The 13,512-nt window shown below is 64.7% G+C and carries 12 protein-coding genes and 1 tRNA gene; 12 read left to right on the top strand and 1 reads right to left on the bottom strand.

The window, feature by feature from the left end; all coding sequences use genetic code 11:
• Positions 1-10: 10 nt before the first annotated feature.
• Entirely contained in the window at positions 11-1,894 is a 1,884-nt protein-coding gene (locus H3005_RS18755; RefSeq protein WP_223880335.1) for a DUF3413 domain-containing protein, read from the bottom strand.
• Between the two features lie 155 nt (positions 1,895-2,049).
• Between H3005_RS18755 and H3005_RS18750 the strand changes: the two genes are divergently transcribed.
• The 12 genes from H3005_RS18750 (at position 2,050) to nuoH (ending at position 13,509) form a co-directional block, all read left to right on the top strand.
• Positions 2,050-3,027: a 2-oxoglutarate and iron-dependent oxygenase domain-containing protein gene (locus H3005_RS18750; protein ID WP_100461028.1), complete on the top strand. Its 978-nt coding sequence runs from the start codon at positions 2,050-2,052 to the stop codon at positions 3,025-3,027.
• A 712-nt stretch (positions 3,028-3,739) separates the two neighbouring features.
• A complete protein-coding gene (gene tpiA / locus H3005_RS18745; protein WP_100553097.1) occupies positions 3,740-4,495 on the top strand; it encodes a triose-phosphate isomerase in 756 nt (251 codons plus the stop codon).
• A gap of 50 nt (positions 4,496-4,545) precedes the next feature.
• A complete protein-coding gene (gene secG / locus H3005_RS18740; RefSeq protein WP_089236303.1) occupies positions 4,546-4,983 on the top strand; it encodes a preprotein translocase subunit SecG in 438 nt (145 codons plus the stop codon).
• Positions 4,984-5,034: 51 nt separating this feature from the next.
• Positions 5,035-5,119 (top strand) — tRNA-Leu (locus tag H3005_RS18735).
• Between the two features lie 112 nt (positions 5,120-5,231).
• On the top strand, positions 5,232-5,588 hold the full coding sequence (locus H3005_RS18730) for an NADH-quinone oxidoreductase subunit A (RefSeq protein WP_005414075.1): 357 nt from the start codon (positions 5,232-5,234) through the stop codon (positions 5,586-5,588).
• Complete coding sequence (locus H3005_RS18725; RefSeq protein ID WP_089236302.1) at positions 5,579-6,133, top strand: NADH-quinone oxidoreductase subunit B; 555 nt, start codon at positions 5,579-5,581, stop codon at positions 6,131-6,133. Before H3005_RS18730 ends, H3005_RS18725 begins: the two co-directional genes overlap by 10 nt.
• A gap of 33 nt (positions 6,134-6,166) precedes the next feature.
• Positions 6,167-6,913 (top strand): NADH-quinone oxidoreductase subunit C, encoded by a 747-nt coding sequence (locus tag H3005_RS18720; RefSeq protein WP_089236301.1) that lies wholly within the window; start codon positions 6,167-6,169, stop codon positions 6,911-6,913.
• Positions 6,910-8,217, top strand: coding sequence for an NADH-quinone oxidoreductase subunit D (locus H3005_RS18715; protein WP_089236300.1), 1,308 nt, complete (start codon positions 6,910-6,912; stop codon positions 8,215-8,217). The genes H3005_RS18720 and H3005_RS18715 overlap by 4 nt, the downstream gene beginning before the upstream one ends.
• A 97-nt stretch (positions 8,218-8,314) precedes the next feature.
• Complete coding sequence (nuoE, locus tag H3005_RS18710; RefSeq protein WP_025876204.1) at positions 8,315-8,842, top strand: NADH-quinone oxidoreductase subunit NuoE; 528 nt, start codon at positions 8,315-8,317, stop codon at positions 8,840-8,842.
• A gap of 4 nt (positions 8,843-8,846) precedes the next feature.
• Positions 8,847-10,187, top strand: coding sequence for an NADH-quinone oxidoreductase subunit NuoF (gene nuoF / locus H3005_RS18705; protein ID WP_191078751.1), 1,341 nt, complete (start codon positions 8,847-8,849; stop codon positions 10,185-10,187).
• Positions 10,184-12,418 carry an NADH-quinone oxidoreductase subunit NuoG gene (nuoG, locus tag H3005_RS18700; protein ID WP_191078750.1) on the top strand — a complete coding sequence of 745 codons (2,235 nt, stop codon included), beginning with the start codon at positions 10,184-10,186 and terminating at the stop codon, positions 12,416-12,418. The genes nuoF and nuoG overlap by 4 nt, the downstream gene beginning before the upstream one ends.
• Entirely contained in the window at positions 12,415-13,509 is a 1,095-nt protein-coding gene (gene nuoH, locus H3005_RS18695; RefSeq protein ID WP_099819057.1) for an NADH-quinone oxidoreductase subunit NuoH, read from the top strand. Before nuoG ends, nuoH begins: the two co-directional genes overlap by 4 nt.
• Positions 13,510-13,512: the final 3 nt, after the last annotated feature.

Genomic DNA, 13,512 nt, shown 5'->3' with positions numbered 1-13,512 from the left:
GTCCTTGGATTCAGCGGTTGCGGAAGCGCGTCAGCGCTTCCCATGCCGCGCGGAGGCTGGCGGCGTCGGGGGTCTGTTGCGGCAGGGGGCGGTAGCGCGCATCGAGCGCGGTGGCATTGCCGAATTTGTCGAACACGTAGATCGCCTCGCCATTGCGCACCGCGCGCTGCGACCAGCTTTCCACCACCAGCGCGCGCTTGCCGGTCGGTGCAGCCAGCAGGTCATGGCCGGTGCTGTAGTCGGTCAATGCGTTCTCGCAGCCCAGGCCGTGGCGCATCAGCGTCGGCACCCAGTCTTCATGCGAACTGACCCGCGCGTCGCGGCCGCCACCCTGGCCGGGCCAATGCAGCACGAAGGGCACCTGCAACTGGTAGTTGGAGAAGTTGCCGTTGTGGCCCCAGTAGTTGAGCTTGAGGTCGTTGAATTCCTCGGCGTGGTCACCGGTCACCAGCACGATCGTGTCCTGGTCCAGGCCCTGTGCGCGCAGATCATCCAGCAGTGATCCAATCAGGCTGTCGGCGTAATGCACCGCGGTGTGATAACGGTTCAATTCCGGCGTTGGATCGTGCTCGGGGCCGAACTTGAGAAAATCGATGGCATCGGCCATCGGCGTGGCGAGCGGCGGATAGCCGGCCGGCATGTGGTAAGGCGCGTGGGTGGAATCGAGGAACACGAAACCGAACCATGGGCGCTGTGCAGCCTGGCTGGCGCGGATGTCCTTCTGCAGTCCAGCGACGATGGCGGCATCGCGGCCGTCGGACGTCAGTTCGGACGGTCCCTGGTGCAGCTGGTCGCGGACATCGGCGAACGCGGTGCGATCGAATTCCGGGCTGTACAGCGGCGCGCTGCCATACAGATGCAGGTCATAGCCCTGCTGTCCCAGCACCTTGAACAGCTGCGAGCCGCGCTGCTCGTCGAGCATGCTCGGCCAGTAGCCACCCGGCAGGCCATACAGCAGGCCGAACAGGCCATAGCGGGTGGCGTTGCCGGTGCTGAAATGATGCTCGTACACCCGCGAGGACCCGGCCAGTGCCGATGCGTTGGGCATGAACTGAGGGGTGAGCACGTCATGGCGCAACGATTCCAGTACCACCATCAGCACGTTCGGCCGCTGGTGGCTCTGGCAGCGCAGGGGCTGCAATGGATAGTTGAGCTGGGCATGGCGCGGATCGGGCAGGCCGACCTGGTGCTGGCTGACCACGCCGAAGCGGCGCATCGCGCTCTTGGCGGTGATCGGCTGCGCCCATGGCAGGTAATTCCACTGGCTGATCACTGCGCGTTCGCCAAGCGCATCGTAGTAGGCAGTGGCGACCTGGCCGCCGCCCATCAGCAGGGCAATCACCGCCCAGGCCTGCAGTACCCGCCGCCGCCGCGGCGCTGCGGGCAGCAGCTTCCAGCAGGCCCAGGCCAGCAGGCCCTGCGCGGCGAAGATCGCCGATACCATGGCAGCCGCTTGCAGCCAGGTCTTCCAGGACAGACTCACCTGATCCTGCAGGGCACCGCCGAACACCATGTTGGCGACCATCGCGTTGAGGTGGAAGCGATACAGCGCGAACACCTTGGCATCCACCAGCAGCAGGCACAGCCACAGACCCTGGCATATCACCGCCGACACGCTGAGCGCGCGCGCGCTGCGCGGCCACAGGCCGATGGCCAGCGGCAGCAGGCCGGCCAGTGCGCCGAACGCGAGCAGATGGCCGGGCAGGGCAATCGCCAGATAGGCAAGGCCGAGTGTCCCGCCGGGGTTGTCGCGCAGCGGAACGTTGCCCAGCGCGATGAGCGCGGCCAGCACCGCGTTGGCCGCGATGAACAGGGACCACCAGGCCAGCCTGCGCCAGCGTCGGGCGGGGCCGGGAAGAGCGGCGGCGGTGGCGTCGGGCAGGGCGGCGTCCATGGAGAAGGCGGGTTGGGATGGGGTAACGGGTGGCGTTTCCCGGCGTGACGAAGTCGTTAAACCGCGCGCGGGTGGCGCATTGTATCGGTTTGTTTCAGTGTGTCGGTGGCGTGCCCCGATCTATCTGTCACAATGTTCAGATCGGTCGCCATGACATGGCGGGCCCGTACCGACTCAACGACAAGCCAGGAACCGCTGTGAGCCAGATCCCCACCCTCGACATCACCCGTTTCGACAGTGACCGCGACGCCTTCGTGGCCGAGCTGGGGGCGGCATATCGCCAATGGGGGTTTGCCGGCATCCGCAACCACGGCATCCCGCAGGCCGACATCGATGCGGCCTACGACGTCTTCAAGGCCTTCTTCGCACTGCCGGATGAGACCAAGCGCAAGTACCACGTGGCGGGCAGCGGCGGCGCCCGTGGCTATACCCCGTTCGGTGTGGAGACCGCCAAGGGCTCCAAGCACTTCGACCTGAAGGAGTTCTGGCACATCGGCCGCGAGATCGCCGACGACTCCAAGTACCGGGACGTGATGGCGCCGAACCTGTGGCCGTCCGAGGTCGAGGGCTTCCGTGAGCGTGGTTATGGCCTGTACCAGGCGTTGGACAACCTGGGTTCGCGCGTGCTGTCGGCCCTGGCCCTGCACATCGGCCTGCCGGAGCACTTCTTCGCCGACAAGACCAATTTCGGCAATTCGATCCTGCGCCCGATCCATTACCCGCCGATCACCACCGACGACATCCCGAACGTGCGTGCCGGTGCACATGGCGACATCAACTTCATCACGCTGCTGGTTGGCGCCAGCGCGGCAGGCCTGGAAGTGCAGTCGCATGATGGGGACTGGGTGCCGTTCACCTCGGACGCGGACACCATCGTGGTCAACATCGGCGACATGCTGCAGCGCCTGACCAACCATGTGTATCCGTCGACCATCCACCGTGTGGTCAATCCTCCGGGCGAGCTGGCCCGCCAGCCGCGCTATTCGGTGCCGTTCTTCCTGCACCCGAACCCGGATTTCCTGATCGACGTGCTGCCCTCGTGCATCAGCGAGGAGAACCCGAGCCGGTACCCGGAGCCGATCACCGCGCACGGCTTCCTCGAAGAGCGCTTGCGCGAGATCAAGCTGAAGTAATGAAGAAGCCGCCGAAAGGCGGCTTTTTCATTACGGGTAGCGCCGGGCCATGCCCGGCGAGCGCAGCGGAGGGTGTTCGGCAGGGTTGCACCCTGCACCCGCAGAGGCCAGGGCCAAAGCCTAAAGCCAAAGCAGCTCCGGGTTTCTGCGGGTTGGGCGGGGCGGTGTGGGCTGGCAGGACACGCCGTAAACCCATCCCTGGGGGCTCGATGGCGCCATCCATGGCGCCAACGGTCCTGCCAGCCCACACCGCCCCACCCCCGACAATTTCCCGCGGCTGTTGGTAGGTGTCGACCTTGGTCGACACGATCTATCCACGTCATGCGTGGATGAGATCTGTCAGATCTCGAAGCAGGGGAGGGGGCCGAAGCTCTGCTTTCGCTTTTGCTTTTGATCTCCTTTTTTCTTTCCGTGGCGGGCGAATCGCCGCAATGTGTCATGGGCCGGGCGGGTGGGGCTGCGCAGGGGCGTGAGCCGCATGGATGCGGCGCCCGAGCTTACAGGGACGTACTTGCAGCGACCCCTGCGCAGCCCCACCCGCTCGGCCAATCCCACGAACCCAGCCGGAGCTTTCCGCGACCAACCCAACCCAGGCCCCCGCCACGAGGGGCCCCGCCGTTGGCTGAAAACCCATGTAACCGCTTACAAAGAAACGGTTTTTTGCCGCAGCAGGTATCATGGGCGGCTGAGTTCATACAGGAGCCACCCGCTCATGCGCCGCAAGATCGTCGCTGGAAACTGGAAGCTGCACGGCAGCCGTCAATTCGCCACCGAACTGCTGGGGCAGGTCGCTGCCGGGCTGCCGAAGCGCGGAGTGGAGGTGGTGATCCTGCCGCCGATGCCCTACCTGGGTGAGCTGGTCGAAGACTTCGGCGACACCGGCCTGGCCTTTGGTGCACAGGACGTCAGCAGCAACGAGAAGGGCGCCTACACCGGTGAGGTATGCGCGGCCATGCTGCACGAGGTGGGTGCCCGCTATGGCCTGGTCGGCCACTCCGAGCGTCGCCAGTACCACAACGAGAGCAGTGAGCTGGTGGCCCGCAAGTTCGCTGCCGCCCTGCATGCCGGCCTGGTGCCGGTGCTGTGCGTCGGTGAAACCCTTGAGCAGCGCGAGGCCGGGCAGACCGAGTCGGTCATCGCCAGCCAGCTGGCCCCGGTGCTGGAGCTTGTCGGGGCGGAAGGCTTCGCCAATGCCGTGGTCGCCTACGAGCCGGTCTGGGCGATCGGAACCGGCCGTACCGCAACCAAGGAGCAGGCGCAGCAGGTGCACGCGTTCATTCGTGGCGAAGTCGCGCGCATCGATGCTAGAATTGCTGATTCACTGCCCATTGTTTACGGCGGTAGCGTGAAGCCCGACAATGCCGGGGAACTGTTCGCGCAGCCGGATGTCGATGGTGGGCTGGTTGGTGGTGCCTCCCTGGTGGCCGCCGACTTCCTGGCCATCGCAGAGGCGGCGGCAAACAATTAGTTACGGTTGCCGGCTAGCCGCCGGCACTCTAGTCCGAGGGCGGATTTCCAATGCTGATGTTGATCCTCAATGTCGTCTACGTGCTGGTTGCCGTAGCCATGGTCGCGCTGATCCTGATGCAGCGTGGCTCGGGTGCGGCGGCAGGTTCGGGCTTTGGCGCTGGCGCCTCGGGGACCGTGTTCGGTGCGCGTGGCGCGTCCAACTTCCTGTCCAAGTCGACCAAGTGGCTGGCCGTGGTGTTCTTCGGCATCAGCCTCTTCATGGCCTGGTACGCCGGCCATGGCAACCGCCCGGCCGCCGAACAGGATCTGGGTCTGATGTCTGCCCCGGCGGCCAGTGCTCCGGCCGCTCCGGCGGGCGAATTGCCGGCTGTTCCGAAGGCCGATGCGGTCCCGGCCGCCCCGGTTCCGGCCGCAACTGTGCCGGCTCAGGCGGAATCTTCGGTTTCTGGTGAAGAAAAGCCTTCGGAAGGCTCCCAGAAAGACTGAAGCCGGTTACAATACGCGGCGCATCGGGAAGATAGTCTGATGTGATCGTTTGCCCAGGTGGCGGAATTGGTAGACGCACTACCTTGAGGTGGTAGCGACTTAGGTCGTAGGGGTTCGAGTCCCCTCTTGGGCACCATTTAGTAAGTAAAGCGGGTTCGTCTGGCGCGCAAGGCGCCAGGCAGATTCCCGTCCACTCCCCCATGCCAAAGCGCCTGCAGGCGCAGCGGCAGAGGCAAGAGAGAATCGCTGTGCTGGCCGAATATTTGCCGTCTCTGCTGTTTCTGATCGTTGCCACCGGTATCGGCATTACGCTGATGCTGGTTGGTCGATTCCTCGGTCCCCGCCGCCCCGATCTGGAAAAGCTGTCGCCGTACGAGTGCGGCTTCGAAGCCTTCGAAGACGCACGTATGAAGTTCGACGTGCGCTACTACCTGATCGCGATCCAGTTCATCGTCTTCGACCTGGAAATCATCTTCATCGTGCCGTGGACGCAGGTCTTCATGGAGCTTGGCGCGCGTTCGCTCGTCACCATGGGTCTGTTCGTCGGCATGCTGTTCCTCGGTTTCATTTATGTCTGGAAGAAGGGAGCGCTGGAATGGGAGTGATTCAGACTCTCGATGGCCTGATGACCAATCCTGTCCCGGAAGGGCGGGTTGATGACATCCTGCGGCCGGAAGGCGACAACCCCCTGTTGGAAAAGGGCTTTGTCACCACCAGCGTCGATGCCCTGCTGAACTGGGCACGTACCGGTTCGATGTGGCCCATGACCTTCGGTCTGGCCTGCTGTGCGGTCGAAATGATGCACGCAGGTGCGGCGCGCCTGGACCTTGACCGCTACGGCGTGGTGTTCCGCCCGTCGCCGCGTCAGTCCGACGTGATGATCGTCGCCGGCACCCTGGTCAACAAGATGGCCCCGGCGCTGCGCAAGGTCTATGACCAGATGCCCGACCCCAAGTGGGTGATCTCCATGGGCAGCTGCGCCAACGGCGGTGGTTACTACCACTACTCCTATTCTGTGGTGCGCGGCTGTGATCGCGTGGTGCCGGTGGACATCTATGTCCCGGGCTGCCCGCCGACCGCCGAGGCGCTGGTGTACGGGATCCTGCAGCTGCAGAAGAAGATCTGGCGTACACAGACCATCGCCCGCTGACCCCTTCACCTGACAAGAGCGCGCCAAGCCCCCATGGCAGAGCAAGCATCCTTCATCGACCGACTCTCCGCACGTTTCGCAGGTGCGAAGGTCATCGTGGTCGAACCCCGCGGCGAAGTGACGCTGGAAGTGCCTGCCGCTGAGTGGCACGCCACCGCCCTCGCGCTGCGTGACGAGTTTGGTTTCGAGCAGGCCGTGGACCTCTGCGGCGTCGATTACCTCGGTTATGGCTCCGATGAGTGGGACACCGCCGACGTGTCCTCGCAGGGCTTCAGCCGCGGTGTCGAAGGCAAGGCCCAGGGCCGCTTCGCCTGGGGCGAATTCCCCAGCGAAGAGAGCGCCGACGGTGCCCGCCCGCAGCACATGCCGACCCAGCGCTTTGCCGTGGTCGCACAGCTGCGTTCGTACCAGCACAACCTGATGATGCACCTGCGCTGCTTCGCGCCTGACGAAGCGCTGCCGGTGGTGTCCTCGCTGACCGGCATCTGGCCGGGCCTGAACTGGTTCGAGCGCGAAGCGTTCGACCTGTATGGCGTGATCTTCGAAGGTCACCCGGACCTGCGCCGGATCCTGACCGACTACGGTTTCGTCGGCCATCCGTTCCGCAAGGACTTCCCGCTGATCGGCAACGTCGAAGTCCGCTACGACGAAGAAAAGAAGCGTGTCATCTACGAACCGGTCACCTCGGTGGAGCCGCGTGTCGGCGTGCCGCGCGTGATCCGCGACGACGCCCGCCTGCAGACCGCTGCCGGCGAGCGCTCGCAGGAGGCAGTGAAGTGAGTCACGTACACCAGGCCGGCGAAGCATTCGCCAGCAATGCTGCCGAAAGCCGGCAGGAAATCCGCAACTACACCATGAACTTCGGCCCGCAGCATCCGGCCGCGCACGGTGTGCTGCGCCTGATCCTGGAGATGGACGGCGAGACCATCATGCGTGCCGACCCGCACGTGGGTCTGCTGCACCGGGGCACCGAGAAGCTGGCCGAGTCCAAGCCCTTCAACCAGTCGATCGGCTACATGGATCGCCTGGATTACGTGTCGATGATGTGCAACGAGCACGCCTACGTGCGCTCGATCGAGACCCTGATGGGGATCGAGGCGCCGGAGCGCGCGCAGTACATCCGCACGATGTTCGACGAGATCACCCGCATCCTGAACCACCTGATGTGGCTGGGTTCCAACGCGCTCGACCTGGGTGCGATGGCAGTGATGCTGTACGCCTTCCGCGAGCGCGAAGAGCTGATGGACTGCTACGAAGCGGTCTCCGGCGCGCGCATGCACGCGGCGTACTACCGTCCGGGCGGCGTTTACCGCGACCTGCCGGACCACATGCCGAAGTACAAGGAATCGCGCTGGCACAAGGGCAAGGCCCTGAAGAACCTCAACGCCTCGCGCGAAGGTTCGCTGCTGGACTTCCTGGAAAACTTCACCAATGAATTCCCGGGCCGTGTCGACGAATACGAGACCCTGCTGACCGACAACCGTATCTGGAAGCAGCGTACCGTTGGCATCGGCGTGGTCACGCCGGAACTGGCCCACCAGTGGGGCATGACCGGCGTGATGCTGCGTGGTTCGGGCATCGCCTGGGATCTGCGCAAGAAGCGTCCGTACGCGAAGTACGATGCCGTCGATTTCGACATCCCGCTGGGCAAGGAAGGCGATTGCTACGATCGCTACCTGTGCCGCGTGGCCGAAATGCGCGAGTCCAACCGCATCATCAAGCAGTGCGTGGCGTGGCTGAAGGCCAACCCAGGCCCGGTCATGGTCAAGAACTTCAAGGTCGCTCCGCCCAAGCGCGAGGACATGAAGGACGACATGGAAGCGCTGATCCACCACTTCAAGCTGTTCAGTGAAGGCTATTGCGTGCCGGCCGGCGAGACCTACGCCGCGGTTGAAGCGCCCAAGGGCGAATTCGGCTGCTACCTGGTTTCCGACGGCGCCAACAAGCCGTTCCGCGTACACCTCCGTGCGCCGGGCTTCGCCCACCTGTCCTCGATCGATTCGATCGTGCGTGGCCACATGCTGGCCGACGTGGTGGCGATGATCGGTACCTACGATCTGGTGTTCGGCGAGGTTGACCGGTAATGCCGTCCGCCACGCCAACGCCCGCTGCAGGCAGCCGGCGCAAGCCGGCGCCGCAGTTTCTGCAATTTCACGTTATGCATTTCGCTGAGGTCGGCCGATGAAGGCGACAGGTAATTTCGAGGCGGCGCGCGACGTCGACCCGATGGTGGTGTTGAGCGACAAAACCCGCGCTCACATCGATCACTGGCTGTCCAAGTTCCCGCCGGACCGCAAGCGCTCTGCCGTGCTGCAGGGTCTGCATGCTGCCCAGGAGCAGAACCAGGGCTGGCTGACCGACGAGCTGATCGCCGGCGTGGCCAAGTACCTGGACCTGCCGCCGGTGTGGGCCTACGAGGTTGCCAGCTTCTACTCGATGTTCGAGACCGAGAAGGTGGGTCGCAACAACGTGGCCATCTGCACGAACATCAGCTGCTGGCTCAATGGCGCCGAAGACATCGTGCGCCATTGCGAGAAGAAGCTGGGCATCAAGAACGGTCAGTCGACCGCTGACGGCCGCGTCTACCTCAAGCGTGAGGAAGAGTGCCTGGCCGGCTGCGCGGGTGCACCGATGATGGTCATCAATGGTCACTACCATGAGCGTCTGACCCTGGAAAAGGTCGACGAGCTTCTGGACGGGCTGGAGTAAGGGCATGGCACATCACCACGAATCCAAGGGTCCGGTCGGCCCCGCGCCGCTGCCGCACCAGGTGGTCTACACCACCCTGCATTACGACACCCCGTGGTCGTACGAAAGCTATCTGAAGACCGGTGGCTACGCCGCCCTGCGCAAGATCCTCGAAGAGAAGATCCCGCCGGAGCAGGTCATCGAGATGGTCAAGGCCTCGGGCCTGCGCGGCCGTGGCGGCGCTGGTTTCCCGACAGGCCTGAAGTGGTCCTTCATGCCCAAGGGTAACGTGCAGAAGTACATCCTCTGCAACTCGGATGAATCCGAGCCGGGCACCTGCAAGGATCGCGACATCCTGCGTTACAACCCGCATTCGGTGGTGGAAGGCATGGCGATCGCCTGCTACGCCACCGGTTCGACCGTGGGTTACAACTACCTCCGCGGTGAGTTCCACCACGAGCCGTTCGAGCACTTCGAGCAGGCCCTGGCCGATGCCTATGCAAACGGCTGGCTGGGCAAGAACGTGCTGGGCTCTGGCGTGGATATCGACATCTACGGCGCCCTCGGTGCCGGCGCCTACATCTGCGGCGAAGAAACCGCACTGATGGAATCGCTGGAAGGCAAGAAGGGCCAGCCGCGCTACAAGCCGCCGTTCCCGGCCAACTTCGGTCTGTATGGCAAGCCGTCGACGATCAACAACACCGAAACCTACGGTTCGGTGCCGGCGATCATCCGCAATGGCCCCGAGTGGTTCAAGGGCCTGAGCCTGACCGCCAATGGCGGCCCGAAGTGCTTCTCGGTGTCCGGCTGCGTGCAGAGGGGCGGCAACTTCGAAGTGCCGCTCGGCACCACCTTCGACGACCTGCTGGAAATGGCTGGCGGCCTCAAGCCGGGCCGCAAGCTCAAGGGCGCGATCCCGGGCGGCGTGTCCATGCCGGTGCTGACCGCGGCCGAGCTGAAGGGCCTGCCGATGGACTACGACACCATCCGTGCGCTGGGCTCCGGCCTGGGTTCCGGTGCGGTCGTGGTGCTGGATGACAGCGTCTGCTGCGTCAAGTTCGCTTGCCGCATCAGCCAGTTCTTCCACAAGGAATCCTGTGGCCAGTGCACCCCGTGCCGCGAAGGTACCGGCTGGATGCACCGCGTGCTGGAGCGCATCGTCGCCGGCAAGGCCACGATGGAAGACCTGCACCAGTTGAAGACCGTGGCCGGTCAGATCGAAGGTCACACCATCTGTGCGTTCGGCGAAGCGGCGGCGTGGCCCATCCAGGGCTTCCTGCGCCAGTTCTGGGACGAATTCGAGTACTACATCGTCAACGGTCATTCGATGGTTGACGGCAAGAAGGTGGAGGCAGCCGCTGCATGAGCGCGCAACCCATAAATCCCAGCGTGCCACCGGACCACGTCACCATCGAGATCGATGGCAAGTCGCTGGTCGTGCCCAAGGGTTCGATGATCATCCAGGCCGCCGACAAGGCGGGCATTTCGATTCCGCGCTTCTGCTACCACGAGAAGCTGCCGATCGCTGCCAACTGCCGCATGTGCCTGGTCGACGTGGAAAAGTCGCCGAAGCCGGCGCCGGCCTGCGCCACGCCGGTGATGGATGGCATGAAGGTCGCCACCCGCAGTGAAAAGGCGCTGAAGTTCCAGCGCTCGGTGATGGAGTTCCTGCTGATCAACCACCCGCTGGATTGCCCGATCTGCGATCAGGGCGGCGAGTGCGAACTGCAGGACGTGTCGCTGGGTTACGGCCGTTCGGTCAGCCGCTTCAACGAGCGCAAGCGCGTGGTGGCCGACGAGGACATGGGGCCGCTGGTCGCCACCGAGATGACCCGCTGCATCCAGTGCACCCGCTGCGTCCGCTTCACCGCCGACGTCGCCGGTACCTACGAACTGGGTGGCATGTACCGCGGTGAAAACCTGCAGATCGGTACCTACGACGGCAAGCCGCTGACCACCGAGCTTTCGGGCAATGTGGTTGACGTGTGCCCGGTCGGTGCGCTGACCAACAAGGTGTTCCAGTTCCGCGCCCGTCCGTGGGAACTGACCGCGCGCGAATCGCTGGGTTACCACGACGCGATGGGCTCGAACCTGTTCCTGCACGTTCGTCGCGGCGAAGTGCTGCGTACCGTGCCGCGCGACAACGAGTCGGTCAACGAGTGCTGGCTGTCCGATCGTGACCGTTATTCGCACCAGGGCCTGTACAGCGAAGACCGTGCGGTCAAGCCGCTGCGCAAGGTCAATGGCGAGTGGAAGGAAGTGAGCTGGGCCGAAGGCCTGGCCGCGGCCGCCGAGATCCTCAAGGCCAACCAGGGCGACAACCTGGGCGTGCTGGTGCACCCGTCGACGTCGAACGAAGAGGGCGCACTGCTGGCCCGCCTGGCTACTGGCCTGGGTTCGAGCAACATCGACCACCGCATCAACAACCGCGACTTCTCCGACGCCGCCACCGCCGAAGTGTTCGGCCTGCCGCTGGCCGAGATCGAAGGCGCCGACCGCATCGTCGTTCTGGGCAGCAACATCCGCCACGAACTGCCGCTGCTGCACGCCCGCCTGCGCAAGGCGCAGACGACCAACGGCGCGAAGATCCACGTCGTCAACCCGGTCGACTTCGACTTCGCGTTCAGCGTTGCCGGCAAGCAGATCGTGGCCCCGTCGAAGTTCGCCGATGCACTGGCCAACGCCGAGCTGCGTTCGGCGGTGCAGGGCGGTACCAACACCGTGCTGATCGTCGGTGGCATCGCCGAGAACCATCCGCAGGCTGCCGCGATCCGCGCCGCTGCGCGTGACTTCGCCGCCGCCACCGGTGCCAAGCTGTGCCGTATCCCGCAGGGCGCCAACGCGATCGGCCTGACCCGCGCCGGCGTGCTGCCGGCCGGCAAGGACGTCGCCGCGATGCTGGCCGATCCGCGCAAGGCCTACGTGGTCTACGGCCTGGAACCGGGCCTGGACTTCGCCGATGCTCCGGCCGCGCGCAAGGCGCTGGTCGGCGCACAGGTGGTGGCCTTCAGCCAGTTCGCCTGCGCCTCGACCCGCGACGTTGCCGACGTGATCCTGCCGATCGGCGCGCTGCCGGAAATCGACGCCACCCTGACCAACCTCGACGGTCGCGAGCAGTCGGCCCGTGCCGGCGGCAAGCTGCCGGGCGAGGCCCGCGAGGGCTGGCGAGTGCTGCGTGCGCTTGGCGCTGAGCTGGCCGTCGCCGGCTTCGAGTTCATCGACCTGGCCGGCCTGCGCGCCAGCCTGGCCCCGGTGACTGTTGCCGTCGCTGCCTCGGCCCAGCCGGCCCTTACCGGCGAAGGCCTGGAAGTGGCCTCGACCGCTGCGATCTACCGCACCGATGCGGTGGTCCGTCGCGCCCCGGCGCTGCAGTCGCATCCGCTCAACAACGCCCCGCGCATCGTGCTCAACGCTGACGATGCCGCCCGCCTGCAGCTGCAGGAAGGGCAGATGGCCAAGGTCGGCACCGATGCCGGCAAGGCCACCCTGCCGGTGGTGGTCGACGCCCGCGTCGCTGCGGGTTCGGTCTGGATTGAATCGGGCCACGGCGCAACCGCGCCGCTGGGTGCCGCTCGTGTTTCGGTGGTGGCTGCATGAACGAATTGCTGATTAACGCGGTTGATCCGCTGCACCAGTGGCTGCTTGGCCTCGGTGACATCGGCGCGCTGATCTGGATCATCCTGAAGATCCTGGTGATCACCGTTCCGGTGATCGTCTCGGTGGCCTTCTACGTGGTCTGGGAACGCAAGCTGATCGGCTGGATGCACGTCCGCCACGGCCCGATGTACGTGGGCATGGGCATCTTCCAGGCCTTCGCCGACGTCTTCAAGCTGCTGTTCAAGGAAGTCCTGCAGCCGAGCAGCGCCAACAAGGCGATCTTCCTGCTGGCGCCGCTGATCACCCTGGCTCCGGCCTTCGCGGCCTGGTCGGTGGTGCCCTTCGATTCGCAGATCGTGCTGTCCAACGCCAACGCCGGCCTGCTGTATCTGTTGGCGATGACCTCGCTCGGCATCTACGGCATCATCCTGGCCGGTTGGGCATCCAACTCGAAGTATGCGTTCCTGGGTGCGATGCGCGCCTCGGCGCAGATGATCAGCTACGAAATCGCCATGGGCTTCGCCCTGGTCGGCGTGATGATCGCTGCGGGCAGCCTGAATCTGAGCAACATCGTGATGGCGCAGGCCGGCAATTCCGGTTTCTTCGACTGGTTCCTGCTGCCGCTGTTCCCGCTGTTCGTCATCTACTGGGTGTCGGGCGTTGCCGAAACCAACCGCGCGCCGTTCGACGTGGTGGAAGGTGAGTCGGAAATCGTCGCCGGTCACATGGTCGAGTACTCGGGCGGTGCGTTCGCGCTGTTCTTCCTGGCCGAATACGCGAACATGATCCTGATCAGCTTCCTGATCTCGATCTTCTTCCTCGGCGGCTGGCTGAGCCCGATCCAGGGCTGGGTCAACCCGGGCGATATCTCGCCGCTGGTCGACTGGATCTGGAAGGGCGGTGCACCGTGGCTGTTCGTCAAGGTGTTCTTCTTCGCCAGTGCCTACATCTGGTTCCGTGCCAGCTTCCCGCGCTTCCGCTATGACCAGATCATGCGCCTGGGCTGGAAGGTCTTCATCCCGCTGGCCATTCTGTGGATTGCGGTTACCGCCGTCATGGTGTTCTTCGGCGTGATTCAAAAGGGCGTCTAAGTG

It is taken from the genome of Stenotrophomonas sp. Br8, assembly GCF_014763005.1.
GTDB lineage: Bacteria > Pseudomonadota > Gammaproteobacteria > Xanthomonadales > Xanthomonadaceae > Stenotrophomonas > Stenotrophomonas lactitubi.
Note: the sequence above shows the minus strand (reverse complement) of the source record. Positions and strands in the feature narration are given on the sequence as shown.

What these genes read in the sequence shown, in the direction of transcription:
- secG (WP_089236303.1), top strand. Translation starts at nt 4,546, where the DNA reads ATGCTGATGTTGATCCTCAATGTCGTCTACGTGCTGGTTGCCGTAGCC.
- H3005_RS18725 (WP_089236302.1), top strand. Translation starts at nt 5,579, where the DNA reads ATGGGAGTGATTCAGACTCTCGATGGCCTGATGACCAATCCTGTCCCG.
- H3005_RS18755 (WP_223880335.1), bottom strand. Translation starts at nt 1,894, where the DNA reads ATGGACGCCGCCCTGCCCGACGCCACCGCCGCCGCTCTTCCCGGCCCC.
- nuoH (WP_099819057.1), top strand. Translation starts at nt 12,415, where the DNA reads ATGAACGAATTGCTGATTAACGCGGTTGATCCGCTGCACCAGTGGCTG.
- nuoG (WP_191078750.1), top strand. Translation starts at nt 10,184, where the DNA reads ATGAGCGCGCAACCCATAAATCCCAGCGTGCCACCGGACCACGTCACC.
- tpiA (WP_100553097.1), top strand. Translation starts at nt 3,740, where the DNA reads ATGCGCCGCAAGATCGTCGCTGGAAACTGGAAGCTGCACGGCAGCCGT.
- H3005_RS18720 (WP_089236301.1), top strand. Translation starts at nt 6,167, where the DNA reads ATGGCAGAGCAAGCATCCTTCATCGACCGACTCTCCGCACGTTTCGCA.
- nuoE (WP_025876204.1), top strand. Translation starts at nt 8,315, where the DNA reads ATGAAGGCGACAGGTAATTTCGAGGCGGCGCGCGACGTCGACCCGATG.
- H3005_RS18750 (WP_100461028.1), top strand. Translation starts at nt 2,050, where the DNA reads ATGGCGGGCCCGTACCGACTCAACGACAAGCCAGGAACCGCTGTGAGC.
- nuoF (WP_191078751.1), top strand. Translation starts at nt 8,847, where the DNA reads ATGGCACATCACCACGAATCCAAGGGTCCGGTCGGCCCCGCGCCGCTG.